Origin of the sequence: Janthinobacterium agaricidamnosum NBRC 102515 = DSM 9628 (assembly GCF_000723165.1) — a bacterium.
Taxonomy (GTDB): domain Bacteria; phylum Pseudomonadota; class Gammaproteobacteria; order Burkholderiales; family Burkholderiaceae_D; genus Janthinobacterium; species Janthinobacterium agaricidamnosum.
This window is the reverse complement of sequence record NZ_HG322949.1, coordinates 4,110,555-4,135,127: the sequence shown is the minus strand read 5'-3', so window position 1 is coordinate 4,135,127 and position 24,573 is coordinate 4,110,555. Positions and strand designations below refer to the sequence as shown.

Sequence of the window (24,573 nt, the reverse complement as noted above, 5' to 3'; positions counted from 1 at the left end):
GCAGCGCATCGGCAGCGCGGACCAGGCGTGAGGAGCAAGCGTGGCGCGCCACGCGACGACGATCAACGCAGTCCCCGCTACGGAGGGGCGCCCGAAGAGGACGTATTCATCTACTGGGATAGGCTCTAAGCAGGTCGTGGCAAATGAATGTGAATTTATCAAGAACAGAACCGGATGTGCTGCAAGGCGCCTGCTGCGGGGCGCCGCGTATGGAAGTCAAAAATCGCAATAATTTATTAAGACCTACTTACCCGCTGGAGAAAAAAGTGCGCCCCGCCCGTCACGATCATGTTTGTCGGCAGCGCGGCGTGGCGCTGGTGTTTTCCTTGTTCGTGCTGATCGCGGTATTGCTGATGGGTGCGTCGGCGGCGCAATTGGCGTTACAGGGGGAAAAGGCGGCGCGCGGCGAGCGCGACCGGCAGATTGCCTTGCAAGCGGCGGAGGAAGCGTTGATGGATGCGGAAAACGATATCGAAGGCAGGTCCGCCAAGGGGGGACGCGGCGCGCTGTTTGCGCCCGATAGCGCGCTGGCGTTTGTCGACGGTTGCGGCAGCGGAGCCGGCAGCGCCAATCTGGGCCTGTGCCTGCGCGCCGCCGATGGCGAGCCGCCGGTATGGCAACGCATCGATTTCGCGGACGAGAGCGGCGATATCAAATCCGTGCCTTACGGAAAATTCACCGGCGCGACCATGCCGACCGGCGCAGGTTTTCAACCGTTCAAACTGCCGCGCTACATCATCGAACTGGTGCCTTACCACCGCGAGGGCGAGGAAGCGGGCCTGGAGCCCAGTTATTGTTACCGGGTCACGGCGGTTGGATTCGGTGCGCGTAGCAGCAGCCAGGTGGTGCTGCAAAGTTTTTATCGCAAGCACACCGCGCATGGAGTGGCCAAATGAAACGTTGTTCACTGTGCCTCTTTGCAAGCTTTCTGTTCAGTTCTTGGGCGATGCCGGCGGCTGCCGCCACGCCACCGGTCGACATCGCCGCCATCCCGCCGGGCTTGCCAGCCAGCCGCGTGCCGCCGAATCTGCTGATCGACCTGTCGCTGACGCATGCGGCGGTTGCGGCGGCGTATCCCGGTGCTGACGATTACGACCGCGGCAAGGAATATCTCGGCTACTTTAATGCCGCCATGTGTTATCGCTACCCGATGAAACACCGGGCTGGAAGTGCAGTCAAGGAACCGGACCTGGCCGACGCGACCGCTTACTTTTCGATCGCGGGTCCGGCCGACGCGCTGCATGAATGCGGCGGCACTAGCTTCAGCGGCAATTTCATGAACTGGGCCAGTAGCTCGGTGCTGGATATCCTGCGCTATGGCCTGACTGGCGGCGACCGTGTCATCGATGAAGCGGGCCGTACCGTATTGCAACGCGCGTGGCTGCCGGATGGCAAGGTCAATCCCGACTTTTACGCCCATCCACGGTATTTCCCGCGCAAGGTGCTGGCGGCTGCCGGGACCGGGACCGGCAGCGGTATCGGAACCGGCAGTGCACCGTCGCGGGTGACGCCGTTCGATACGCCGCTGCTGTACATCGTGTCTTGCCGCAACCGCATCCTGTTCAGCGATTCGGCCGATGGCGGCAATTGCGATACGCCGAGGTTCTTGCCGAAAGCCAGCGTGCCTGCGCGCAGCGACAAGTATTTCGGCGAATACCTGGTGCGTGTCAGCGTATGCGACGCCATCGAAGGATTGGCGCGGATGGATTTATGCGTGCCCTACAGGAAGGGCAAGAGTTACAAACCGGCCGGCAGCATCCAGCAGCATGCGGCGACATTGCGGATTGGCCTGTTTTCGTACCTGACCGGCCATGGCGCCGGCGATCCCAACCTGTATGGCGGCGCGTTGCGGGCGCCGCTGGCGTATATCGGTCAGAAAAAATTTGACGGCCCCGACTTTATCGCCGCACCCAACGGCACACCCGAGTGGAGCGCCGACAGCGGCGTCTTGTCGGCGGCTCCAGGAGGCGTGATACGTTATGTGAATACGCTGGGACGCGGATCGCCGGAACAGCCGGGGCGGTACAAGAATGCCGACCCGCTCAGCGAACTGTACTATGAGAGCCTGCGTTACCTGCAAGGCCGCCAGCCCAGCGCCGGCAGCCCGGTGTTATCCGACGATGCCGGCTTTCCGGTCATGACACATTGGAGCGACCCGGTCACGGCGGCTTGCCAGCGCCATCTGATCGTGACGATTGCCAACACGCATACCGTGGAAGACCGTTACGTGCCGGGCAATAGCCGCAGCGATTATCTGGATGCGGCGCGGGCCGGCGACAGTTTTGGCCCGGCACCGCTGGACGTGATGGAATGGACCCGTCGCATCGGCGACATGGAGGCGGACATGTCGGGCAAGTACGGCAACCATGCCGCGCGGCCCGGCTTGTCCGGACTGGAGCGGCAAAACACCGGCGAGGCAGGGCGCGGTACTTATTATGCGGCCGGGCTGGCCTACTGGGCGCACGCCAATGCCATTCGTCCCGACAAAACCTTTCGTGTCGACAATGCCGTGATCGACCTCGATCGCGGCGGCAATGGCGTGCCTGGCGCTGCCAATCCGCGCGGCATCAAACCGCGCGACAGCCAGCTGTATCTGATGGCGAAGTACGGCGCTTTTGATGACCGCAACCTGGATGGCAATCCTTTCCGTACGACGGCTTCCGTTGCCGGTCCTCCACTCGACAACAATGCCGAATGGAGCGGCGCTGGACTGGACCCCGGGTCTTATTTCCTGGGCAGCGAGCCGGTCGCGCTGATCGCCGCGATCCGCTCGGTCTTTGCCGGCGCGGCAATGGGGGCGGCATCCGGCCGCAAACCGGCCCGCACCCTGATCGCGGCGCCCAAGGCTGGCGAAGACACGTATCTGTTCCAGACCGAATTCGATAGCGCCAATCACAGCGGCAGCCTGCTGCGCCTGGCGGCCAGCCTGGATGCCGCTGGTTTGCATGTGGGCAAGCGCTTATGGGATGCCGGCGCCATGCTGGATGGCGATGCCGGCAGTGTGCCGCCGCTGGCCGGCAAGCCGGCAGCGCATGAGCGCCGCATCTACACGCTGGACAAATCGGCCACACCGGCCACCGTACCGTTCGAATGGGAGCGGCTATCCGCCGACCAGCGCGCCTTGCTGGATGTGCCGCCGGCGCTGGATGAACCGAAGGCACGGACGCCTGATGGATGGGGGCGACAGCGGCTGGCGTATCTGCGCGGCGAGCGCGGCCTTGAAGCCGGACAGCCGGGCGGTATCTTGCGCCGCCGTGACGGCATCCTCGGCGCGGCGGCCGATGGTGCGCCGCTCTATGTCGGCGCACCATCGGCCGCTATCGGCGGCGCTGAATACACCGCCTTTCATGCAAGTTATCAATTACGCCGCAAGATGGTATATCTCGGCATGGGCGACGGCATGTTGCACGGCTTCGATGCGGCGTCGGGCGTCGAAGTGCTTGCTTACTTGCCGAATGCGCTGCTGGCCGATATCAATGAGTTAGCCAGCACTCACTATGCCGGGCGGCCTTATGCGGATGGTTCGGCTGGCGTCGGCGAAGCGCTGGTGGCGGGGCGTTGGCGTACTATCTTGGTGTCCGGCATGGGCGCCGGCGGACAAGGCGTATTTGCCCTGGACGTGACCGATCCCGATCACTTCGAGGCGGACGGCGCCTTGTGGGAGTTCACCGACCTGGACGACGCCGCCATCGGCAACCTGATGGCGCCGCCGGCGATTGCCAAGTTCCGTATCGGCAGTAGGGATGGCATTCCGCAATACCGTTATTTTGCGGTGGTCAGCAGCGGCTTGAACAATTATGTCGACGATGGCAAGGGGCGGTTTGTCCATGGCGCGGCGGGCGCCTTGTTCTTGCTGGCGCTGGACAAGCCGGCCGCCGCCAAATGGCAAGCGGGTGTCAATTATTACAAGCTGGCCATCCCCTTGTCCGACAGCGGCAGCGCCAATGGCATCGGTCCGCCCGCCTTGGTGGCCGGCATGGATGGCGCCGTGCGTTATGGCTATGTCGGCGATTTGCAAGGCAATCTGTGGCGCATCGACTTCAGCGGCAATCCGCCATGGAGCGAGAGCGTCGGCCCCGGGGCTGGAAAGAAACCGCTGTTTGTCGCGCGCGATACCAGCGGCAAGCGCCAGCCGATCAGCCAGCAGCCGAAGGTAGTGTATGTGCCCGGCGGCGGTTATCTGGTGCTGTTCGGCACCGGTCAGTGGATCGAGGCGGACGATGCCGTGCCGTCAACCTTCAGCACGCAGTCGTTTTATGCGATCCACGACTTGCTGAAAGACAAGGTGGTCGTCAGCGGACGCGCCGAGTTGAGCGAGCGGATCTTGTCCGGCGCAGCGGACGATCCCAGCGTCGGCATAGTCGGTGAAGTGGCCGCTCACACCGGACCTGCGGCCAGCAAGGGCTGGTATCTGGATTTCGCGCAGGGGAACTTGAGCGGCGAACGCAGTGTCGTCGATGCCACGCTGGCATCCGGCAAGGTGTTTTTTACTACGGTATTGCCGGGCCGCGATCCTTGCCTGGCTGCCACTGCGCGCAGCTACAGCCTCGACAGCCTGAGCGGATTTGCCGTCAATGACAGCGGTATCGCACAAAGCGGGGGAGTCAGTGGTCACTTGTTTGCCAGCGAAATCCGCAGCGCGCCGCTGGTATGGGAAATGGCGGCCAGCGTCGGCGTTCGCGGCGCCACCGGTCGCGCTGCTGTGCGCAAGGAGTTGCTGGTGATTCATCCGGATCTGGCAATTGCCGCCGGCAAGGACGTTCCCGGCAGCCTGGTCCGGGGCGCCAGCCTGTCGCTTCCCGCCAAGCGCCTGAGCTGGCGTGAAGTCGCCAATTGGCGCGAGTTACACGATGCCGCCAAAAAATGATGATGGAGCAGGTGATGCGACAACACGGTTTTACCTTGATCGAACTGATGGTCGCACTGCTGATCATCGGCATCCTGGCGGCGCTGGCCTATCCGTCCTATCAAGCCTATATCGTGCGCGGCAAGCGGGCGCAGGGGCAAGCGGCTTTATTGCAGTTAATGCAGCAGCAAGAGCGTTATTTTTCACAAAATAACAGTTATCTGGCATTTTCTTCCGCATCGACCGAGCCGCATGAAAAGATGTTCCAGTGGTGGTCGGGCGCCAGCGCAGCGCAGAGTGCCTATGAAATAGAGGGCGTGGCCTGCCCCGGCGAGGTGATTGCCTTATGCGTGGAATTGCGGGCGATGCCCGGCACCATCCATGTCGACGAGAATTTCCGCGATGCCGATTGCGGCACCTTGATACTCAGCAGCACTGGCCGGCATGCAGCCGGCGGCAAAGCCAAACGTTGCTGGCCATGAAAACCATCAGCCAAAACCAAGGATTTACGTTGCTTGAGCTGATGGTGGTGCTGCTGATCGCCGCCGTACTGGGCGCGGCGGGCACGCTCAGCATGCGCGACATGGTGGCGCGCCAGCAATTGCGCACCACCACCAATGATTTATTTGCCGCCATCGACCTGACCCGCTCGCTGGCAATCGCGCGCGGCAGCCGGGTGATGCTGATGCCGCTTGATCCTGGCGGCGTCGATTGGAGCCAGGGCTGGGTGATTTTTGCCGATCGCAATGGCAATAGTGTGTTCGACGACGCAGACGAATTGATTGTCCAGCAAGGACCGGTGGCGTCCGGGATAACAATCAGTTCGGTTTTTTCGTCGGGACACGCGCCTTTTTATATTGCCTATAATGGTGCTGGCCGCAGTTGCAGCGCAAACAATAGCATGGCGGCGCGCTGGGGCACCTTGTCGGTGGTGTTGGGAAAGCGCGCGCGGCATATTAAAATTAATATGCTGGGCCGGGTTCGCGTCTGCGATCCGCAGGAAACCCCTGCCACCTGCAGCGGCGTCGCCGAGAGTTGAGATCCACAGACTATTACATCACTTTGTAAAGATATCCGTGCAAATACTGAATGATTTAGAGGGCATGCGCCTGGCGCTGGAATGGGCGCATCAAGGCTTGTATACGACGTCGCCGAATCCGCGTATCGGCGCCGTGATTGTCAAGGACGGCCTGGTGATCGGCGCCGGCGTGACCCAGCCAGCCGGGCAAAACCATGCCGAAATCCAGGCGCTGGCCGACGCCAGGGCGCGTGGTTTCGATGTGCGCGGCGCCACCGCGTATGTGACGCTGGAACCGTGCAACCACTTTGGCCGCACGCCGCCGTGTTCACAAGCCCTGGTACGCGCCGGCCTGGGCCGGGTGGTCGCCGCGATGCTGGATCCGAATCCGCTGGTCGCCGGGCAGGGCATGGCCACGCTGGAAGCGGCGGGCATCGCCACGTCCACCGGCTTGCTGGCCGATGAGGCATATGAATTGAATATCGGCTTTTTTTCGCGCATGCAGCGCGGCAAACCGTGGGTGCGCCTGAAAGCGGCGGCCAGCCTGGATGGCATCAGCGCCTTGCACAATGGACAAAGCCAGTGGATCACCGGTCCCGCAGCGCGCGCCGACGGTCACGCGTGGCGCGCCCGCACGTGCGCGATCCTGACCGGCATCGGCACCGTCAAGGCCGACGATCCGCAATTGACGGTGCGCGCGGTCGACACGCCGCGCCAGCCGCGCCGCATCGTGGTCGACAGCCGGCTTGATATCAGCCCGTCGGCCCGCATCTTGCAGGGCGGCGGCACCTGGATCGTCGCCGCCGTCGCCGATCCTGAAAAGGAAGCCGCGCTGCGCGCAGTGGGCGCCGACATCATCCTGTTGCCGAACGCCTCTGGCAAGGTCGATTTGCCGCAACTGATGCTGGAACTGGGGCGGCGCCAGATCAATGAATTGCACGTCGAAGCCGGTTCCAAATTGAACGGTTCGCTGATACGCGAAGGTTGCGTCGATGAATTGCTGGTCTACCTGGCGCCATCGCTGATCGGCGACGGGCAAGGCATGTTCGCGCTGCCTGCGCTCAGTGCACTGGACGGCAAGTATCCATTGAAATTTCATGAGGTTAAGCAAATCGGTGAAGATTTGCGTATCCTTGCCAGATTCACTACTTTATAAGATCGGTATTACATGTTTACTGGAATTGTTGCTGCCGTTGGCAAAATCAGCTCGGTCACGCCGCTGGCAGGCGGCCTGGACGCGGGCGTGCGTCTCGATATCCACGCCGGCGGCTTGTCGCTGGGCGACGTTGCGCTGGGCGATTCGATCGCCATCAATGGCGCGTGCATGACGGTGGTCGAAAAGGACGACAACGGTTTCCGCGTCGACGTCTCGCGCGAAAGCTTGAATTGCACGGTCGGCCTGGACACCACCACCGAAGTCAACCTTGAAAAAGCGCTGACGCTGGCCGAACGCCTCGGCGGCCACCTGGTGTCCGGCCATGTTGACGGCCTCGGCCTGGTGCACAAGTTCGAAGCCGTCGGCGAATCGTGGGAGCTGGTCATCGAGGCGCCGCAAGAGCTGGCAAAATACCTGGCATTGAAGGGTTCCATCGTCGTCAACGGCGTGTCGCTGACGGTCAACCGGGTCGATGACCTGGGTGCCGGCGCGGCGCAGGGGTGCCGTTTTTCGATCAACCTGATCCCGCACACCATCGCCATGACCACGCTGAAAAACCTGCTCGTCGGCGCCAAAGTCAACCTGGAAATCGACTTGATCGCCCGTTATGTCGAGCGTATGCTGTCGTTGACCACCGCGAAATAAGTTCGCTGATGCCATCTTGCCGGCAGCCGGCAAGATGGCTTGTTCCGCTTGCCGCGCTTGAATAAACGTGCGCATAGTTAATCCTGGCTGCGTTGTGACATGCAACGCGCCATTAATATCGGTGTTTGTCCCCGACAAGATGACTTGCTAAAGCGCTTCCCGCAAGAGCGCGGCCTGGCTGTCGGGGAAATCTTCCGCCTGGAAAATGGCAAGATCGTCGAACACCGGGATCGTATCCAGGCGCCGCCGGAAACGTCGAAAAACACCAATACCATGTTTTGACCGATAATTTGACCGAGAATGGGGGCGGGCGCTAGCTCCGGGACTCCCACTATCATCTTGCTTGAATTATATGAATACCGCCTTGCTTGTTTCCGCCGAGTCAGTCTTGCCCGATCAAACGGGCGAACGGCGCAATGGCCTGTGGCAAGAAGAGCCGGGGCTGGTGTTTTCTGACCGGCAACGCCTGAACCCGCGCGACTGGGTGGCGGAGCGTGCCGAAGCGACCGGCAGTTATCAATTCTATTTGCAGGCCAAGGCGCATCGCCAGAGCGGCGAGTTCAACGGCGTACCGCAAAACGGCCTGTGTCCGCCCGGCGCCTTGCAATTATTGTATCCGGATGAATTGGTGCATCCGGCTGGCGTCGGCCCGAACAGGTTTCTTCATGTCACGATTTCGCAAGATTTCCTGGCGCAGCGGCTGGCGGAATATTTCCCCGGATTTTCAGGCGGCGAGTTCAAGCGCGGTTATCGCGGCGATCTGGCGCTGGACCGGCTGGCGCGTGCCCATGAGGCGGGCATCGACCATGGCCTGTCAGGCGGACAACTGTACTTTGATCAATTACGCGTAGCGATATTGCGCCGGCTATTGCTGGCCTACACCACGCTGGCCGGCCATGCCGCCAATATCGAAAAGGAAGGCCTGGCGCCGTTCAAGGCGCGCCGGGTTGCCGATTTCATTGAAGAAAACCTGGGCCAGGATTTGCGTTTGAGCACGCTGGCGGATATCGCCGGCACCAGCAAATTCCACTTTTCGCGCGCATTCCGCAATACCGTGGGCACCACGCCGCATGCCTTTGTGATACAGCGCCGGCTGGTGCGCGCGCTGGCATTATTGCGCAGCAAGCAGCCGGTCGGCGAAGTGGCGCGCCTGTGCGGCTTTGCCGATCATGCCCATTTGACGCGTTTGTTCAAGCACAGTTTCGGCGTACCGCCGTCGGCATTGCTGTAAGCACGGTCACTGCGCCGCGTTCATTCCTTCGGCATGCATTCCGGGCCGGTGGAGGATGCGCAAGCGGTGCACGCCTTGTTATGCGCAAGACTATTCAAGCGGCAGCAAGAACCTATCCGATTAGGGAGCGTCGCCGGATGGCGGCTCATATTCTCTACTGGGACAGGTTCTAAGTTGCACCACGCATTCCAGTTCGACCGAAGCGCGGTTCGGCAGCGAAAACACGCCAATTGCCGAGCGTACATGGCGGCCGCGTTCGCCAAATACGGCATTCAATATTTCCGACGCCGCGTCGATGACGCTGGAATGTTCGCCGAAATCGGCTGTGCCCCTGATATAAGCGGTCAGGCGCACTACACGCTCGACCCGTCCCAGGTCGCCATCGCAGGCCGCGGCGATAATCGACAGCAAATTGGCCAGCGCCAGGCGTGCCGCATCGCGCGCCATGTCGATCGAAATATCCTGCCCGACCACGCCCTGGTAGCGGACTTGCGGACCGAAGCGCGGCACCTGGCCGGAGATCCACAATTGCTGCCCGGCGCCGCCGCCTGATATCCGGCTCAATTCAAAATGCAGCGGCTGCACATGGCTGGCAGGCAAGTCGGGATACATTTCCAGCAAGCGCGAACGGAACGGCTCGCTCACTTCGTGCAGCGGCATCCACTGGCGGCCTGGCGAATCTCCGGGCATGGATGCAGTCATGGGTTTATCCAGGGGTTTATTCATCGCTGGCTCCCGCATGAGCAATTGCCGACAGCGCCACCGTGCCGCCGACAAAGCAGCCGACCGGCTGCGACGGCGATTCTGGCGCCAGCTCGAAGCGCACGAAGATATCCGATGGCTGTCCCATGGCGCGGCCCTGGTGGATCAGCACCGGAGCCGCGTTGAGTTCGATCATGCCGTAATGCAGCAGTCCGAAGGCCAGCGCGGTGGCGGCGATGCCGGTGGCGGCGTCTTCCGGATAACCGGAAGACTTCGGGAATTGGCGCGCATCGAATTGACGGGCCTGGCCGGGATCGGCGGCAAATGGATAAAAACCGGTCGAGCCGATCGCCTCGCACAGCTGTTCGATGGCGGGCGAATCGGGGATGGCGGCGTCGAGCACGGCTGGATTTCTCAGCGGGATCAAGGTCTTGATGCGGCTGGTGCTGGCATTCAGGAACGGCAGGTCGAGCACGTCTTCCGGCCGCAAGCCCATCGCGCGGATGATTTGCTGGCGCAGCTCGGGATGGGGAATCTCGCTGATGGTGCCGGGCGGCTGCGATATCTCGATCGACTTTTCGCCATCGGGCCGGTCTTCCATGTACGCCATCACGGTGCCGCTGAGGGTCTGGATCGATAGCCGGTCCGAGGTCAGCTTGCCGCGTTTCGCCAACAGCCAGACGGCGCCGATGGTGGCGTGGCCGCACATGCTCATTTCATGGCGCGGCACGAAAAAACGGAAGCGATGGTCGTTCAGTTCGGCATTCTCGGGCGCAAAGACAAAGCCGCTTTCGTGGCCGTAGCTTTGCGCGATCATTTGCATGCCGTCTTCGCTCAAGCCTTCGGCGTCGATGATGATGGGGGCCGGGTTGCCGCCGCCGGCCGCGGAGGTAAACACATTGACTACTTCTACGTGGAACATGATGATCTTGCCTGCTTGCTGATGGAGATGCCATCAGTGTGATGCGGCGGCGCCGGTGTTGCTGGCACGATCGGGCCATGGACTGCGACGATTGCGCCAATTGTTGTGGAGATAAGGCTTAGTTGCGGCGCAATTCGCTGGGCCGCACACCGAGATGCTTGCGGAACAGCCGGGTCAGGTAAGACGGCGTATCGATGCCGACGCTGAGGCCGGCATCCAGGATCGACATGCCGTGGTCGAGTATCAAGCGCCGGGCTTGCTCGACCCGTTGCCGGTTGGCGTAGTCGACGATGGTTTCCTGCCTGACTGCACGGAACAATCGGGTCAAATGCCGCCGCGACAGGTGGAATTGCCGGCACAGTTCGTCAATCTCGTGATGCGCTTGCAGGTCGGCGCTGATAAAGTCGCAGACTTGCCCGATCAGCCAGGTATTTGAGCGGTCTTTTCCGGGGGGGACGGCTGGATGGCTGGCGACGATGCGCATGCATTCTTCGAACAGCAGATGGTTCAGGTGATGCTGGCTGGCAGTGTGATCCGCGGCCGATAGCTGCTGGTGCAGCGTGATGATGCTGTCCAGGATCTGGCTGCGCCGCCACTGGCCATGCCCGGCGATGGCGGAAACCAGGTCCATGCCGCGCTGGCTGTTTCCGTAATGCCGCAGATAGTCTGGGTCGATATACAGCGCAAGATGGCTGGCGCGGCCGCGCGCGCAAGTGGCATGGCCGACATCGGGCACGATGATCGAAAACGACAGGTTCGACAATAGCGTCCGGCCATGGCTGTTTTCGGTCGCCAGCGACAGGCTGCCATGACGCGGCAGCAATAACATATGGCAATCGTGGGCATGCCAGTCTTGCGCATAACCATCGCTGTCGTTGGATTCGCAGCGCAGCACATCGGGCAGCATGGCGCTGAGTTTGTGTGAACGGTGTATCATCATTTTCCGTCAAATGGGTGGCTGTCGGGCGTACGCGGTCGTCATGGGAAGACCTGCAGTTTACCATCATGCCTGGTTTGCTCACTGCTGCGCGCTGCTGCCCCGTGGTGGTGGCACCTCATCAAAGTTCCCTTAAAAGAGAGTAAAACGATATTAAGGCATGGTTTGTTGATGCGAACCGGCCTTGGTCACGATAGATGGGCTGCCTGGTACTGCCTGTCCTATGCTGTTACGACAGGGATCGCAGGCTTTCGGCGTTTATGGGGGAGCTGACACATGCCGCAAGTGGCTCAGGCAATACCGGATACGCGCACCATCACCGTCGTCATGCGGCGCATGTTCGCACTATTTGACGAGGAGGAGCGGCGCAGTTTCATCGACGATTTGTCGCTGCTGACCGGTTGCTTGCCAGAAGACATGCTCAATCTCAGCTTCCGGCCCGGCTGCGTCATTTTCCAGGGCGACCTGGATGCTGTTGCCGTCGGCCGCTTGCTGGCGCTGTATGGCGCCATGTCCGATGACTACCATTCGCCGGAAGTCGAGCGCTTGCAAGCTTTCCTGGAAAAACATGGCGTCAGCAAGATTGCCGCCAGTCTGGAACTGACAGTGCATCTTCCGCAAAGCAGTGCTGCCACGGAGCAAAAGCCGCTGGCGGTGCTGGTGCATGGATGGAATGGCGATGGCAACTCTTTCGGCAAGCTGCCCCACTACCTGGAACAGCTGGTCGATTGCGAGGTTGCCGTGTTTCCTTATGCTTCTTCGTGGTGGAAGCACAGTCCATCGATTTATTTTGTCGCGCGCAGCCTCGATAATTGGACCGGGCGCAAGGCCGAGGCCGGCCGCAAGATCGCTTTTATCGCCCACAGCATGGGTGGTATCGTGGTGCGGCGCTTGATGTTGCTGCAAGGCGAGTTGCCGGGTGGTGGTTTTGAACGCCAGGTACGCGGCATCACTTTTATTGCCTCTCCACATAATGGCGCGGTGCTGGCCTCGCTGGGCCGGCAAATTCCCGGCTTGAAGTCGGTGCAGCTCGATGAGTTGTCGCCGAACTCATCGGTCTTGTTTGAATTGAATATCCAGTGGGATCAATGGGTGCGCAGCAATGTGCCGGCCTGTTGCAAGGTGCGCAGCATCTTCGGCACCGCCGACGCCATTGTTTCCGTCAATGATGCGCGCGGACTGGACCCGGCCGCCGTGCCGATACTCGGCGCCGGCCACAGCGATATCGTCCAGTGTGCCAGCGAAGAGGATGAAGTGGTGCTGACCGTGCTGCAATTTCTGCGGCACGCAGGGTTTTCCTTGCTCGACAAGGCCGCAAGCGCCCACTGAGCGCCGCTGATCATCCATCGCCAGCCTATCGTGCGCGGCGCGGCTTGTCGCACGCGCATAATCATGCCATTCAGAAGCAAAAGAGGTCAGCCATGGATCCGGTCTCTCCTTTTACGTCATCGGCAACAATGCCCGCAACGGTGCCCGGCGCTACCAGAGTCGCCAATACTCCCGTCGTCACCCCGGCTAGCGCGCCCGCCACTGCACCAGCTCCCTCCATCTTGCCGCAAGCCTCGTCGCTGGTCGATATTTCACCGCTGGGGCAAATGTTATCCGGCTTGGCATTATCGCGCAGGCAATTGCTAGCGTTGCAGGGCGGCAATCCCGACCCGGCCGCGACCACTGCCAATCCGCAGGACGACGCGGCCAGCCTGACGGCGCTGGCACAGCAATTGGCGGATTCCTTGATCCAGTTGCGCAGCAATGGCATCGGCACCACCCGATTGCCGCTACCGGCCAAGCAGGATGACACGCTGGCCAGCGAATTTGCCCAACTTTCTCAGCCGCAAGAAACGGCGCCCGATAGCGGACCGGCCTTGAATCAAACGGCCTTGGCCGGCATCGGCATCGATTTGCAGGCTGAGCCGGCAGTCAACCCGCCGCTGCTGCAAGCGGCGTTCGAGACCGACCGCGACGGCACGCTATCGGTATTGCTGCAAACCACAGATTTATTGACGCGGGTAGCCGCCGCGCTGACGCCTGCAGTCGAACTGAATGCCGATCAGGCGTCGGAGGGGGCTGCCGCGATCGACGCTACTCCTGATCAGCCCGCTACGCCAGAGCGCGCCGATGTGGCAAATTCACCGGCGGCGCCGCAAAGCGATGCGCAAATCCAGCGCCAGCAGGAAGTGCAGCGCCAGATCGATACCCAGGCATTGACTCAGGCCACGCCGGAAGAGCAGGTGCAGCTTGCGCAGCAAGAACGCCTGGATACCTTGGCTGAAATGCCAAGGCAGCAGCGGCAAAGCGATGTCCAGACCGGCTTGCAGCAGCAAGCCGACGCTGCCGCGGCGGAAGCGGTAGCAGCGCGGGCGGCCGCGACTGCGGCGCAACAAGCCGCACAAGCCGCACAAGCCGCAACGGCGCGGGCGCAGGGCTTGGCCGACGAGGTGCAGGCGAGCCAGAATCCGGCGCCGGAAACGGTTGAACCACAGCCATTGAGCGCCAATCCACCCTCATCGCAAGATCCGGCCATCGCGGCGGCGATTGCCGCCTACCATTTGAATAATGCGGCGCTGAATCCGGCATTGACAGGGCGCCAGCCGGCTGGCGCCCATCCGCAAAAGCCGGCCGTGACGCCGGTCGAGGCGGTCACGCCGGTCAAGCCCGTGACGCCGATAGCCGAGCGTTGAATCTGACTATTGTGACGAATTTTCCAATATCGGGACAGATTGCATGGCGCAGTGGATTTATCTGGATTATCTGTTGCTTTATGGATTCAATTATTGATTTTGAGAATTATATTCCCCTTGTCGGGGATATACTGGCCCGATCTTGAAATTGGTTTTGGAGAAATAGTGGCAACTCTTATTCCGGGCATTCATTCCTGTCTTTCTCGTATGATGCCAGGGGAAAAGCGCTTTGCTTATCGGCTGGAAGAAAAGCTGGGTGCTGAGTATTTATGCTGGTATGACGTGTCCATTGGCGATAAGACCCGGCACCCCGACTTTATTGTTTTCCATCCCGTGTGTGGTTTGCTGGTACTGGAAGTAAAGGACTGGAAGCTTGATACGATTCAGACGATCGATAAAAACCATGTCACCCTGGCAGTCGATGGCGCCCTGAAAAGCGTCCAGAATCCTCTGGAACAGGCCCGCGACTTCATGTTTAAAGTGACTAATAAATTGGAGCGCGATCCGACGTTGATACTCCAAAATGGTACTTCAAAGGGAAAACCAATCTTTCCTTATGGCCATGGAGTTGTGCTCAGTAATATTAGTCGCAAGCAATTTGACGATGCCGGCATGGGAGACATCTTGCCGCCGCATTTGGTGATTTGTCAGAATGAAATGACGGAGAGTGCCGACGCTGCCGTATTCGAGCAGCGGCTGGTCGATATGATGCCGGTTAAATCACGTTCGCGTTTGTCGGAAGCGCAAATGGATCGAGTTCGTTGGCATATTTTTCCGGAAGTTCGTATTCCGATGCAGCAGGATTTATTTTCGGAATCCGGCCAGGTAATGACAGAGATCCCGGATATCTTGCGCGTCATGGATTTACAGCAAGAGCAATTGGCCCGCAGCTTGGGCGACGGCCACCGTGTCATCCATGGCGTAGCAGGTTCCGGCAAGACGCTGATCCTTGCTTATCGTGCCGAGTATCTGGCAAAGATTTGCCAGCGTCCGATCTTGATCCTTTGCTATAACAAAATGCTGGTCAGTAAGCTGGCGGATTCCATCAAAGCGAAAGGGCTGCAAGAAAAAGTCCATGTATTGACTTTTCATGCATGGTGCAGCCAGAAACTCAGCGCTTACCAGGCGAACAGGCCGGAAAAACCGGCCAATTCGTGGGACAGCAAGGCTTGGGAGCAATATTTCGACGGCTGTGTCGATAGCACCATCGATGCCGTCGACCAGGGTGTGATTCCATCGGCGCAATATGATGCGATACTGATCGATGAGGGGCATGACTTCAAGCCCGAATGGTTTAAATTGGTCGTGAAAATGATTCATCCGGAATCGAATTCACTGCTGGTGCTGTACGACGATGCCCAGTCGATTTACAACGGCCCTAAAAAGCTGCGGTTTTCATTTTCCAGTGTCGGCGTCAAAGCGCAAGGCAGGACCACGATTTTGAAATTGAATTATCGTAATACTGCAGAAATCCTGTCCGTTGCGCGTGCTTTTGCTGATGATTTGTTGTCGCCCAACGATACCGAGGAAGACCAGGCGCCGACCGTGCAGCCGATCAGTACCGGCAGGCGCGGCCCCAAGCCGATCTTGCGCAAACTGCCCAGCCTGAGCGACGAAGCCGGCTATCTGGCGCAAGTATTGAGCGAGGAAAACCGTGCTGGCGTGCCATGGAACGAGATGGCGATCTTATGCCGGCGTTATGCCGTCGGCCAGGACTTGGCCGGTGTGTTGAAAAGCAAAGGCATTCCTTTTCAATCGCAATTGGACAAGAAGAGTGCATATTCGTCGACCCATAACAGCGTCAAGTTGATGACCCTTCACAGCAGCAAGGGATTGGAGTTTCCGCTGGTATGCATCCCGGGCATGGGTACCCTAGCGGCGAGCGACGATGTGCAAGACGAAGTACGGCTGTTATATGTCGCGATGACCAGGGCCACCCAGCAACTGGTCATGACCCATGGCGACGCGTCGGTATTGGCGGACAAGATGCAAAAGGCGATGGCGGTCTTGCATGGCTTGTAAGTGACGCTATGCGCGCGATCGTGCGATATGGGCCGGAGCATCGCGTGTCGTTTATGCGTCTCCGGCCGGCAGGCGTCAGGACAGCAGCCTGGCGTCCAGCGTAATGGTGGCGTTCAGTAATTTCGATACCGGGCAGCCGGCCTTGGCCTTGGCGGTCAATTCGTCGAATCTGGCCTGGTCGGCGCCGGGGATTTTGGCTTGCAGGCTCAGGTGCACTGCGGTAATCGCATAACCGTCGGTCACCTTGTCCAGCGTGACTTCGGCCTTGGTTTCCATTTTTTCGGCGGTCAGCCCGGCTTCGCCGAGGATCAGCGACAGCGCCATCGTGAAGCAGCCGGCGTGCGCCGCGCCGATCAATTCTTCGGGATTGGTGCCGGGCTTGCCTTCAAAGCGGCTGGCAAAGCCATAGGGGTAATCCTTGATGGCGCCGCTTTGGGTGCTGATGGCGCCCTTGCCATCCTTGATGCCGCCTGACCAGACGGCCGATCCATTTGTTTTCATAGAGAACTCCTGCGTGTAGATAGCGAACCAGGAATGCGCGGCATGGCGTAGGCCATCCGGGCTTGTCATGAAACTGATAGCGCAGTCATCTTATGCGATTTGCAAGTTTGACGGCGCCACGTTGGGCAAGTTGGCCGAATAGCGCGTTAAATGCAGTTGGGAATCGTTAAATCCTTTAAAATAGCAGGTTAGAGAAAAAATGCAGGAAATCGGCAGACGCGGCACCCGTCACAAGCAAGCGGCGCGATTGCTCTGCCAGCGCTGAACCACTAGCCGCGCAACCAAGTGCTGCCGCCGATGGCAGGAAATTACCCCATATTGAAGAGGCTCGTCATGACCGTAGGAACATACGAAACAAATTTTGCCGGCGACGGTTTGCGCGTAGGCGTCGTCCAGGCGCGTTTTAACGAAGTCGTTTGTCATGGCCTGTTGTCGGCTTGCCTGGCTGAATTGAGCAAACTCGGCGTGGCCGATGAAGACGTGCTGCACGTGACCGTGCCGGGCGCGCTGGAAATCCCGCTGGTGTTGCAAAAAATGGCTGAAACCAATCAATTCGACGCCTTGATCGCGCTGGGCGCGGTGATCCGCGGCGAAACTTACCATTTTGAACTGGTGTCGAACGAAGTCGGTGCGGGCATCACCCGGGTCGGCCTCGATTGCGGCATCCCGATCGCCAACGCGGTATTGACGACCGAAAACGACGAGCAAGCGGAAGTGCGCATGTCGGTCAAGGGCGCGGAAGCCGCCCGCGTGGCGGTGGAAATGGCGAACCTGGCGCAAGCGCTGGAAGAATTGCGCGACGCCGGCGAAGAAGAGTAATACCGCGCCGGCCGCGCGTCATCGGCGCTGGCGGCCGGCTGGCCGGAATTTGTAGTGAACACATGTAATTAAGAACAGGTACGGAAATATCATGACAGAGAAAAATTTGCTCGCCAACCCAAGCAAAAACCGCACGCCGCGTCACCGCGCGCGCGAGTTTGCGCTGCAGGGCTTGTATCAGTGGCTGCTTAACAATGAAGACGCGGCCACCGTCGTGAATCATATTCGCGCCGCGCACGGTTTCGACAAGGCCGACGCCGAACATTTCGGCGTCTTGCTGTACGGTGCGATCAAGGATTCGGTGGCATTGCGCGAAGCCGTTGCGCCATTGATCGACCGCAACATCGCCGAATTGTCGCCGATCGAGCATGGCATCCTGCTGCTGGGCGCCTTCGAGTTGAAGAACAACCTGGAAATCCCTTACCGCGTCGTCATCAACGAAGCGGTCGAGCTGGCCAAGTCGTTTGGCGGTATCGACGGCCACAAGTATGTCAATGGCGTGCTGGACAAGCTGGCCGCCAAATTGCGCCCGGAAGAAGCGGCGGGCGCCAAGCGCGGATAAACTGCCCGCGGGCTGTGCCGCCGTTTTGAAGCCACCCGGCGCAAGCCGCGGTGGCTTTTTTGTTGCTGCTGCAAATATGGACCAGGCATGAAAAAAGCCACCGCCGGTATGCACCCTGGGTGGCTTTTCAACAGCGCCGCTGACGGCGCATGCCTGTATATATGAGAGTCATTACAGGCCGGCGATTTCCTCGTGGTGCGCCGCCAGTTTGATGGCTGGGGCGGCTGCTTCCTTGACAGCTGCCGGTGCTGGCGCCGCGGCGGCCATTACTGGCGAGCTGGTTGGTACCATTTTACCGGCCGACACTTGTTTCAGGCGACGGTATTCAGCCAGCACGCGCGAGCCGTAGCCCGAATCGTTTTCAAAGGCTGCCGCGCCGACATAGGTCTTCAAGCCGGCTTCGACCGAACCGCCACGGGTCACGTAATCCTTCAAGATCAGCGAACCGACACGGATGTTGGCCACTGGATTCAAGGCCGCTTGTACGCCGCCCATGTCCTGGAATTTTTCGTGGTGCACTTTCGACATGACTTGCATCAAGCCTTGCGCGCCGACCGGGCTTTCCGCGAACGGGTTCAAGCCCGATTCGATCGCCATCACGGCCAGGATCAGCAGCGGATCGAGTTTGATCTCGCGTGCCGTCAGGTAAGCGGTCGAGACCAGCATATTGGTGGCATCATTCGCTACGCGGTAGCGTTTCGACAACCAGGACGTTACCCACTGCTGCTGCTTTTGCGTGCCGAGCAAGGCTTTTTCTTCCTTGGTCAGCGGCGCGCCATTGGCTGCGGCGTTTTGCGCCGTGGCGGGTGCATCCATCAAGGCCGACAGCGATGGTGCCGTTACCGGCGTCTCTGCCACCGGTTGCGGAAACAGGCTGTGGCTGATTTGCTTGCCCAGGTCTGGACGGGCCAGCAGCAGGGCGATCAAGGCAAGCGCGGAAATACCAAAAATAGTCAGCGTGTGTTGCGCCGTGGTCAATACACCACGGGCCGAAGTGCGCGCGCGAGAAAGCAGCGCGGCTGGCTGGCGGGCCAGGGTTGAAGCATGCATCGCTGCTTCGATGAAACGATTTGTCATAGAATCCCCTGAAATGTCGCGGCAAGGAGCCTCCCGCCGCGGTTACGCAGCGTGGATCGCCAATGCCGTGCATCAGAAATATCATCGTCTGTCGCCGCAAAGGTGCGCGCGGCAGACGCCGTCATTGCTTGCTTGAGCTGATCGGTCCCTGTGGTATTGGATCAGTCGCAATACAACTTTTTTCGGGGGTAAGGCAGACGCCTTTTGAAAACACTCCTTAAAATGCCATGTGGAGCCCCGACTCCGTGAATGATGAGTGACGTTAAAATCAAGCCTGGTTCCAAGCCTTGGGCCGGGCGTCCTCTTCAAGTTGGGCAAATTGTAGAAGCCAGTTTATATCAAGTCAATACTAACACTTCGTTTCTTTATTACTTTTATGTCTTACTTTTTATCTTGCATTGCACCAAAAGCCAATAAAATCAATTACTTGGCCTAGATCTTTCAGCCATGCCGTCCACAGTCAAAAAAATTAAATACACATGAAATATTCTGATTTGCGAGATTTTATTTCTCAGTTGCAACGAATTGGCGAACTTAAGCCTATTTCCACGCCCATTTCACCGTATTTGGAGATGACCGAGGTCTGCGACCGTACTTTGCGGGCCGGCGGACCGGCCTTGCTGTTCCAGAATCCGGCCGGCCACACCATGCCGGTGCTGGGTAATCTGTTCGGCACGCCGCGCCGGGTGGCGCTCGGCATGGGCGCGCAAGACGTCAGCGAATTGCGCAAGATCGGCCATGTGCTGGCGCGCCTGAAGGAGCCGGAACCGCCGAAGGACTTCAAGGATTTGCTGGGCCTCGGTGCGCTGGTGAAGGCGGTGTGGGATATGTCGCCGAAGGAAACGCGCGGCGCGCCGTGCCAGGAAATCGTCTGGGAAGGCAATGATGTCGATCTGGCCAGGCTGCCGATCCAGCATTGCTGGCCGGGCGATATCGCGCCGCTGATCACCTGGGGCCTGGTGATTACCAAGGGGCCGAACAAGAAGCGCCAAAACCTGGGGATTTACCGGCAACAAGTATTAGGACGCAACAAGGTCATCATGCGCTGGCTGGCGCACCGCGGCGGCGCGCTGGACTTCCGCGAGCACGCGATCCAGAGCAAGGGCAAGCCGTATCCGATCGCCGTCGCGCTGGGCGCCGATCCCGCTACTATATTAGGCGCGGTGACGCCGGTGCCGGACAGCTTGTCCGAATACCAGTTCGCCGGCTTGCTGCGCGGCAGCCGTACCGAGCTGGTCAAGGCCATCGGCAGCGAGTTGCGGGTACCGGCCTCGGCTGAAATCGTGCTCGAAGGCCATATTTATCCGGATGAAAATCATCCCAGCGGTTACGAACATGCGCTGGAAGGGCCGTACGGCGACCACACCGGTTATTACAATGAGCAGGACTCTTTCCCGGTGTTCACCATCGACCGCATCACCATGCGGCGCGACCCGATTTATCACTCGACGTATACCGGCAAACCGCCGGATGAGCCGGCCGTGCTGGGCCTGGCCCTGAATGAAGTGTTCGTACCCTTGCTGCAAAAGCAGTTCAGCGAAATCACCGATTTTTATTTGCCGCCGGAAGGTTGCAGCTATCGGATGGCGGTGGTGCAAATCAAGAAGCAATATGCCGGCCACGCCAAGCGCGTGATGTTCGGCGTGTGGAGTTTCTTGCGCCAGTTCATGTATACCAAGTTCATCGTGGTGGTCGATGAAGACGTCAATATCCGCGACTGGAAAGAAGTGATCTGGGCCATCACCACCCGCGTCGATCCGATCCGCGATACCACGCTGGTCGACAACACACCGATCGACTACCTCGATTTCGCGTCGCCGATCAGCGGCCTGGGCAGCAAGATGGGCATCGACGCCACCAATAAGTGGCCCGGTGAAACCAACCGCGAGTGGGGCACCACCATTACCATGACGGCGGAAGTGAAGGCGCGCGTGGATAACATCTGGCAAGAGCTGGGTTTGTAAGTGTCAATAAAATAAGGACTTGCATCTTGGGCTGGTTTTATTTCCCTGAAAAAATCATTCTCAGGTGAAATGTTATACTGCCAGCGTCAAGTGGATAGCATTGTTCCACCCGCCAACCGGCAGCTTGCCGCGCGCCTTGCGCGCGGTCCCGGCCTGCCGTCACCTGCGCCCGCTGGCCAGCGGCGCGTCCCGCCAAGAGGGCGCGCCGTCGCGGGCGACTCTGGTTCGTGCCGGTCTTTTGCCGGCCGGCCATCACTGTATGCATTTGTATGGAATTCGGCACATGAAAAACTTGAAAATCGGTACACGGCTCGGTGTGGGCTACGCCGTGGTGTTGTTATTGCTGGCTGCGCTGACCGTGCTCGGCCTGATGCGCATGCAGGCCGCCGGCGACTTGACGTCGCGGCTGGTCAACAGCAGCATCAAGAACCAGCGCCTGGTCGCCGAATGGGCCAAGCTGATCGAAGTCAATGTCACGCGCGTCGAAGCGATGTCGAAAGCGGCCGATTCCGCCGATCAACAAAAATTCGAACTGCAAGTCGAGCAGGCCCTGGTGCGCCTGGGTGAGTTGCAGCAGCAGATAGGCGCCGGCTTGATCAATCCGATGGTCAAGGATAAGTTCGACACCGTGGTGCGGCACCGCATCGTGTATACAGAAGCGCGCGAGCAACTGACCAAGGCGGTGCGCGCCGGCGACAAGGAGCAGGGCCGGCATCTGTTTGACACCAGCTTCATGCCCAGGGCGACCGAGTATTTGGCTGCGATCAATCAATTGGCCGATGCGCAAATGAAAACCGGCGATGGCGTGGCCGACAGCATCCTGGCCTCGTATCAAAACACGCGCATCATATTAGTGGCGCTGGGCTTGCTGGCGATTGCCTTCGGCATCGGTTTTGCGTTCTGGATCACGCGCTCGATCACCGGGCCGCTGGCGCAGGCCGTCAAAGTGGCGGAAACCGTGTCGGCCGGCGACTTGAGCAGCGATATCACGGTCGCCAGCCGTGATGAAACCGGGCAATTGATGCAGGCGCTGAAAGTCATGAACGATAGCCTGGTCAAGATCGTCGGCCAGGTGCGCAGCGGCACCGACAGCATGGCCACCGCGTCTGGTGAGATTGCCGCCGGTAACCAGGACTTGTCGGCGCGTACCGAACAGCAAGCCAGTTCGCTGGAAGAGACCGCTTCGTCGATGGAACAGCTGACCTCGACCGTCCGGCAAAACGTCGACAATGCGCGGCGCGCCAACCAGCTGGCGCAGGACGCGGCCGAGATCGCCGGGCAGGGCGGCGCGGTGGTGGCCGAGGTGGTTAACACCATGGGCTCGATCAATGCATCGTCGCGCAAGATCGTCGATATCATCAGCGTGATCGACAGCATTGCCTTCCAGACTAATATCCTGGCCTTGAACGCGGCGGTCGAAGCGGCGCGGGCCGGCGAGCAGGGCCGTGGTTTTGCGGTGGTCGCCACCGAAGTGCGCAACCTGGCGCACCGCTCGTCGGCGGCGGCCAAGGAAATCAAGGGCTTGATCGACGATTCGGTGCACCAGGTCGCTACCGGTTCCAGCCTGGTCGACAAGGCTGGCCGGACCATGCAGGAAATTGTCCAGAGCATCGGCTTCGTGACCGGCATCATGCGTGAAATCAGCCATGCCAGCGAAGAGCAAAGCGCCGGCATCGAACAAGTCAACCAGGCCATTACCGAGATGGACCAGGTGACCCAGCAAAACGCGGCGCTGGTGGAGCAGGCGTCGGCCGCCGCCGAAGCGATGCAGGAGCAGGCCGGCCAGCTGGCGCAAGTGGTCAGCGTGTTCAAGCTGGGCGGCGTGTCCGGCCCGGCGCAGCTGACAGTCAAGGCGCGGATCGCCGCGCCGGCGCCGGTCCGCATCCCGGCGGGCGGCGATCGCTGGGAAGAGTTTTAAGCGTCGGCTATCCCCGGCCGGCCGCGGCGCGTGGCCGATGGCCGGGGACAGTATGGCGATTAGGCCCACAGAATCGGCCAGGTCGGTTATAATTGCAGCCGGCGGGCCCCTGCGCATCGTGGCATGGCTAACCTGGTCAGGTCGGGAACGAAGCAGCCACGGCTATTAACCATGAGTGCCGCAGATCAGGCTCGCCTCTTTCGATTGTTTCCTGTCGTTCCAGTGCTGTTCCTCTCTTGCGCCGGCAAGCTGCGTCCTTGTTCCCTGTTTTCATCGTCAATCAGTTGCATTCGCACAATGCTGCGCGCGATTTCCCTATTCTGTTGCCCGGCTTGTTACAATCGCCGTTTCGCGGCCCTGTCGTAGCGGCCGCTTTGACCCGGCGCTTGCGCGTTTCACCGCATCACCCGCTATCTACGGTAAAATCTCAGCATGTCCTATCAAGTCCTCGCCCGTAAATACCGCCCCAAGAATTTCGAGACGCTCGTCGGCCAGGAGCACGTCGTGCGCGCGCTGACGCATGCGCTGCACAGCGGCCGCCTGCATCACGCCTACCTGTTCACCGGTACGCGCGGCGTCGGCAAGACCACGCTGTCGCGGATTCTGGCGAAATCGCTCAATTGCATCGGTCCGGACGGCACGGGCGGCATCACCGCCACCCCGTGCGGCGTATGCGAGGCGTGCAGCGCGATCGACGCCGGGCGTTTTGTCGACTATATAGAGATGGATGCCGCGTCGAACCGTGGCGTCGATGAAATGGCGCAATTGCTGGAACAGGCGGTGTACGCGCCGTCGAATGCCCGTTTCAAGGTGTATATGATCGATGAGGTGCATATGCTGACCAACCACGCCTTCAACTCGATGCTGAAGACGCTGGAAGAGCCGCCGGAACATGTCAAGTTCATCCTGGCCACCACCGATCCGCAAAAGATCCCGGTAACGGTCTTGTCGCGCTGCCTGCAATTCAACCTCAAGCAAATGCCGCCGGGCCATATCATCAGCCACCTGGACAATATCCTCGGCCAGGAAGGCATCGCCTTTGAACAGCCGGCGCTGCGCCTGCTGGCGCAGGGCGCGCACGGTTCGATGCGCGACGCGCTGTCGCTGACCGACCAGGCGATCGCCTATGCGGCCGGCGAAGTGACGCTCGATGCGGTGCAAGGCATGCTGGGCGCGCTGGACCAATCGTACCTGGTGCGCTTGCTCGATGCGCTGGAGAAGCAGGACGGCACCGACTTGCTGGCCGTGGCCGATGAAATGGCCAGCCGCAGCCTGTCGTATAACAATGCGCTGCAAGACTTGGGTACCTTGCTGCACCGCATCGCGCTGGCGCAAACCGTGCCGGCGGCGGTGCCGGCCGACTTGCCGGAATACGCCGACATCGTGCGCCTGGCCGCCAGTTTCGATGCCGAGGAAGTGCAGCTGTATTATCAGATCGCCGTGCATGGCCGCAATGAACTGGGCCTGGCGCCGGATGAATACGCCGGTTTTTCGATGACCTTGCTGCGCATGCTGGCCTTTCGCCCCGGTAACGGCGGCGCCGAAGGCGTGCCGGCCGGCGCACCGGCCGCG

At 60.2% G+C, this 24,573-nt stretch carries 20 protein-coding genes, 1 other RNA gene and 1 pseudogene (1 of these 22 cut by a window edge); 17 read left to right on the top strand and 5 right to left on the bottom strand.

What is annotated here, in order from left to right; genetic code table 11:
* Positions 1–209 precede the first annotated feature (209 nt).
* The 8 genes from GJA_RS17685 (at position 210) to GJA_RS26305 (ending at position 8,896) form a co-directional block, all read left to right on the top strand.
* Complete coding sequence (locus tag GJA_RS17685) at positions 210–896, top strand: pilus assembly PilX family protein (protein WP_081905649.1); 687 nt, start codon at positions 210–212, stop codon at positions 894–896.
* Positions 893–4,867, top strand: a complete 3,975-nt coding sequence (locus GJA_RS17680; protein ID WP_081905471.1) for a pilus assembly protein — start codon at positions 893–895, stop codon at positions 4,865–4,867. Before GJA_RS17685 ends, GJA_RS17680 begins: the two co-directional genes overlap by 4 nt.
* A gap of 14 nt (positions 4,868–4,881) precedes the next feature.
* Entirely contained in the window at positions 4,882–5,328 is a 447-nt protein-coding gene (locus tag GJA_RS17675; RefSeq protein WP_081905648.1) for a type IV pilin protein, read from the top strand.
* On the top strand, positions 5,325–5,885 hold the full coding sequence (locus GJA_RS17670) for a GspH/FimT family pseudopilin (RefSeq protein ID WP_038500282.1): 561 nt from the start codon (positions 5,325–5,327) through the stop codon (positions 5,883–5,885). Before GJA_RS17675 ends, GJA_RS17670 begins: the two co-directional genes overlap by 4 nt.
* Positions 5,886–5,949: 64 nt before the next feature.
* Positions 5,950–7,020, top strand: coding sequence for a bifunctional diaminohydroxyphosphoribosylaminopyrimidine deaminase/5-amino-6-(5-phosphoribosylamino)uracil reductase RibD (gene ribD / locus GJA_RS17665; protein WP_038494747.1), 1,071 nt, complete (start codon positions 5,950–5,952; stop codon positions 7,018–7,020).
* A gap of 12 nt (positions 7,021–7,032) precedes the next feature.
* Entirely contained in the window at positions 7,033–7,665 is a 633-nt protein-coding gene (locus GJA_RS17660; RefSeq protein ID WP_038494744.1) for a riboflavin synthase, read from the top strand.
* A gap of 144 nt (positions 7,666–7,809) precedes the next feature.
* Positions 7,810–7,947, top strand: coding sequence for a hypothetical protein (locus tag GJA_RS28005; RefSeq protein WP_206778345.1), 138 nt, complete (start codon positions 7,810–7,812; stop codon positions 7,945–7,947).
* Between the two features lie 106 nt (positions 7,948–8,053).
* On the top strand, positions 8,054–8,896 hold the full coding sequence (locus tag GJA_RS26305) for a helix-turn-helix transcriptional regulator (protein WP_169803247.1): 843 nt from the start codon (positions 8,054–8,056) through the stop codon (positions 8,894–8,896).
* Positions 8,897–9,016: 120 nt separating this feature from the next.
* On the opposite strand, the gene GJA_RS17650 is transcribed toward GJA_RS26305, so the two are convergent.
* From GJA_RS17650 to GJA_RS17640, 3 genes are all read right to left on the bottom strand, one after another.
* Positions 9,017–9,598: a RidA family protein gene (locus tag GJA_RS17650; RefSeq protein ID WP_167541132.1), complete on the bottom strand. Its 582-nt coding sequence runs from the start codon at positions 9,596–9,598 to the stop codon at positions 9,017–9,019.
* 16 nt (positions 9,599–9,614) lie between these two features.
* A complete protein-coding gene (locus GJA_RS17645; RefSeq protein ID WP_038494741.1) occupies positions 9,615–10,520 on the bottom strand; it encodes a PhzF family phenazine biosynthesis protein in 906 nt (301 codons plus the stop codon).
* Positions 10,521–10,638: 118 nt separating this feature from the next.
* Complete coding sequence (locus GJA_RS17640) at positions 10,639–11,457, bottom strand: helix-turn-helix transcriptional regulator (protein WP_038500274.1); 819 nt, start codon at positions 11,455–11,457, stop codon at positions 10,639–10,641.
* Positions 11,458–11,733: 276 nt separating this feature from the next.
* Here GJA_RS17640 and GJA_RS17635 point away from each other — a divergent pair, with 276 nt between their 5' ends.
* The 3 genes from GJA_RS17635 (at position 11,734) to GJA_RS17625 (ending at position 16,160) form a co-directional block, all read left to right on the top strand.
* A complete protein-coding gene (locus GJA_RS17635) occupies positions 11,734–12,786 on the top strand; it encodes an esterase/lipase family protein (RefSeq protein WP_038494738.1) in 1,053 nt (350 codons plus the stop codon).
* A gap of 221 nt (positions 12,787–13,007) precedes the next feature.
* Positions 13,008–14,138 carry a hypothetical protein gene (locus tag GJA_RS17630; protein WP_038494735.1) on the top strand — a complete coding sequence of 377 codons (1,131 nt, stop codon included), beginning with the start codon at positions 13,008–13,010 and terminating at the stop codon, positions 14,136–14,138.
* Positions 14,139–14,303: 165 nt separating this feature from the next.
* A complete protein-coding gene (locus tag GJA_RS17625) occupies positions 14,304–16,160 on the top strand; it encodes a DEAD/DEAH box helicase (RefSeq protein WP_038494731.1) in 1,857 nt (618 codons plus the stop codon).
* A gap of 75 nt (positions 16,161–16,235) precedes the next feature.
* On the opposite strand, the gene GJA_RS17620 is transcribed toward GJA_RS17625, so the two are convergent.
* Entirely contained in the window at positions 16,236–16,661 is a 426-nt protein-coding gene (locus tag GJA_RS17620) for an OsmC family protein (protein WP_038494728.1), read from the bottom strand.
* Positions 16,662–16,994: 333 nt separating this feature from the next.
* Between GJA_RS17620 and ribH the strand changes: the two genes are divergently transcribed.
* Positions 16,995–17,480, top strand: coding sequence for a 6,7-dimethyl-8-ribityllumazine synthase (ribH, locus tag GJA_RS17615; RefSeq protein WP_038494725.1), 486 nt, complete (start codon positions 16,995–16,997; stop codon positions 17,478–17,480).
* A gap of 91 nt (positions 17,481–17,571) precedes the next feature.
* Positions 17,572–18,042 (top strand): transcription antitermination factor NusB, encoded by a 471-nt coding sequence (gene nusB / locus GJA_RS17610; RefSeq protein ID WP_038494722.1) that lies wholly within the window; start codon positions 17,572–17,574, stop codon positions 18,040–18,042.
* Between the two features lie 171 nt (positions 18,043–18,213).
* Here the strand turns inward: nusB and GJA_RS17605 are convergent, their stop codons facing one another.
* On the bottom strand, positions 18,214–19,119 hold the full coding sequence (locus tag GJA_RS17605) for a transglycosylase SLT domain-containing protein (RefSeq protein WP_038494719.1): 906 nt from the start codon (positions 19,117–19,119) through the stop codon (positions 18,214–18,216).
* Positions 19,120–19,598: 479 nt separating this feature from the next.
* Here GJA_RS17605 and ubiD point away from each other — a divergent pair, with 479 nt between their 5' ends.
* The 4 genes and pseudogenes from ubiD to GJA_RS17590 all read left to right on the top strand — a co-directional run.
* Complete coding sequence (ubiD, locus tag GJA_RS17600) at positions 19,599–21,083, top strand: 4-hydroxy-3-polyprenylbenzoate decarboxylase (protein WP_038494716.1); 1,485 nt, start codon at positions 19,599–19,601, stop codon at positions 21,081–21,083.
* Between the two features lie 283 nt (positions 21,084–21,366).
* Entirely contained in the window at positions 21,367–23,001 is a 1,635-nt protein-coding gene (locus GJA_RS17595) for a methyl-accepting chemotaxis protein (protein ID WP_038494714.1), read from the top strand.
* 100 nt (positions 23,002–23,101) lie between these two features.
* An RNA gene (ffs, locus tag GJA_RS26855) (signal recognition particle sRNA small type) lies at positions 23,102–23,200 on the top strand.
* A gap of 233 nt (positions 23,201–23,433) precedes the next feature.
* A pseudogene (locus GJA_RS17590) lies at positions 23,434–24,573 on the top strand (DNA polymerase III subunit gamma/tau); it runs 954 nt beyond the window's last position.

Coding starts and splice junctions, on each gene's coding strand:
- GJA_RS17685 (WP_081905649.1), top strand. CDS start 210: ATGGAAGTCAAAAATCGCAATAATTTATTAAGACCTACTTACCCGCTG.
- GJA_RS17680 (WP_081905471.1), top strand. CDS start 893: ATGAAACGTTGTTCACTGTGCCTCTTTGCAAGCTTTCTGTTCAGTTCT.
- GJA_RS17675 (WP_081905648.1), top strand. CDS start 4,882: ATGCGACAACACGGTTTTACCTTGATCGAACTGATGGTCGCACTGCTG.
- GJA_RS17670 (WP_038500282.1), top strand. CDS start 5,325: ATGAAAACCATCAGCCAAAACCAAGGATTTACGTTGCTTGAGCTGATG.
- ribD (WP_038494747.1), top strand. CDS start 5,950: ATGCGCCTGGCGCTGGAATGGGCGCATCAAGGCTTGTATACGACGTCG.
- GJA_RS17660 (WP_038494744.1), top strand. CDS start 7,033: ATGTTTACTGGAATTGTTGCTGCCGTTGGCAAAATCAGCTCGGTCACG.
- GJA_RS17650 (WP_167541132.1), bottom strand. CDS start 9,598: ATGACTGCATCCATGCCCGGAGATTCGCCAGGCCGCCAGTGGATGCCG.
- GJA_RS17645 (WP_038494741.1), bottom strand. CDS start 10,520: ATGTTCCACGTAGAAGTAGTCAATGTGTTTACCTCCGCGGCCGGCGGC.
- GJA_RS17640 (WP_038500274.1), bottom strand. CDS start 11,457: ATGATACACCGTTCACACAAACTCAGCGCCATGCTGCCCGATGTGCTG.
- GJA_RS17635 (WP_038494738.1), top strand. CDS start 11,734: ATGCCGCAAGTGGCTCAGGCAATACCGGATACGCGCACCATCACCGTC.
- GJA_RS17620 (WP_038494728.1), bottom strand. CDS start 16,661: ATGAAAACAAATGGATCGGCCGTCTGGTCAGGCGGCATCAAGGATGGC.
- ribH (WP_038494725.1), top strand. CDS start 16,995: ATGACCGTAGGAACATACGAAACAAATTTTGCCGGCGACGGTTTGCGC.
- nusB (WP_038494722.1), top strand. CDS start 17,572: ATGACAGAGAAAAATTTGCTCGCCAACCCAAGCAAAAACCGCACGCCG.
- GJA_RS17605 (WP_038494719.1), bottom strand. CDS start 19,119: ATGACAAATCGTTTCATCGAAGCAGCGATGCATGCTTCAACCCTGGCC.
- ubiD (WP_038494716.1), top strand. CDS start 19,599: ATGAAATATTCTGATTTGCGAGATTTTATTTCTCAGTTGCAACGAATT.
- GJA_RS17595 (WP_038494714.1), top strand. CDS start 21,367: ATGAAAAACTTGAAAATCGGTACACGGCTCGGTGTGGGCTACGCCGTG.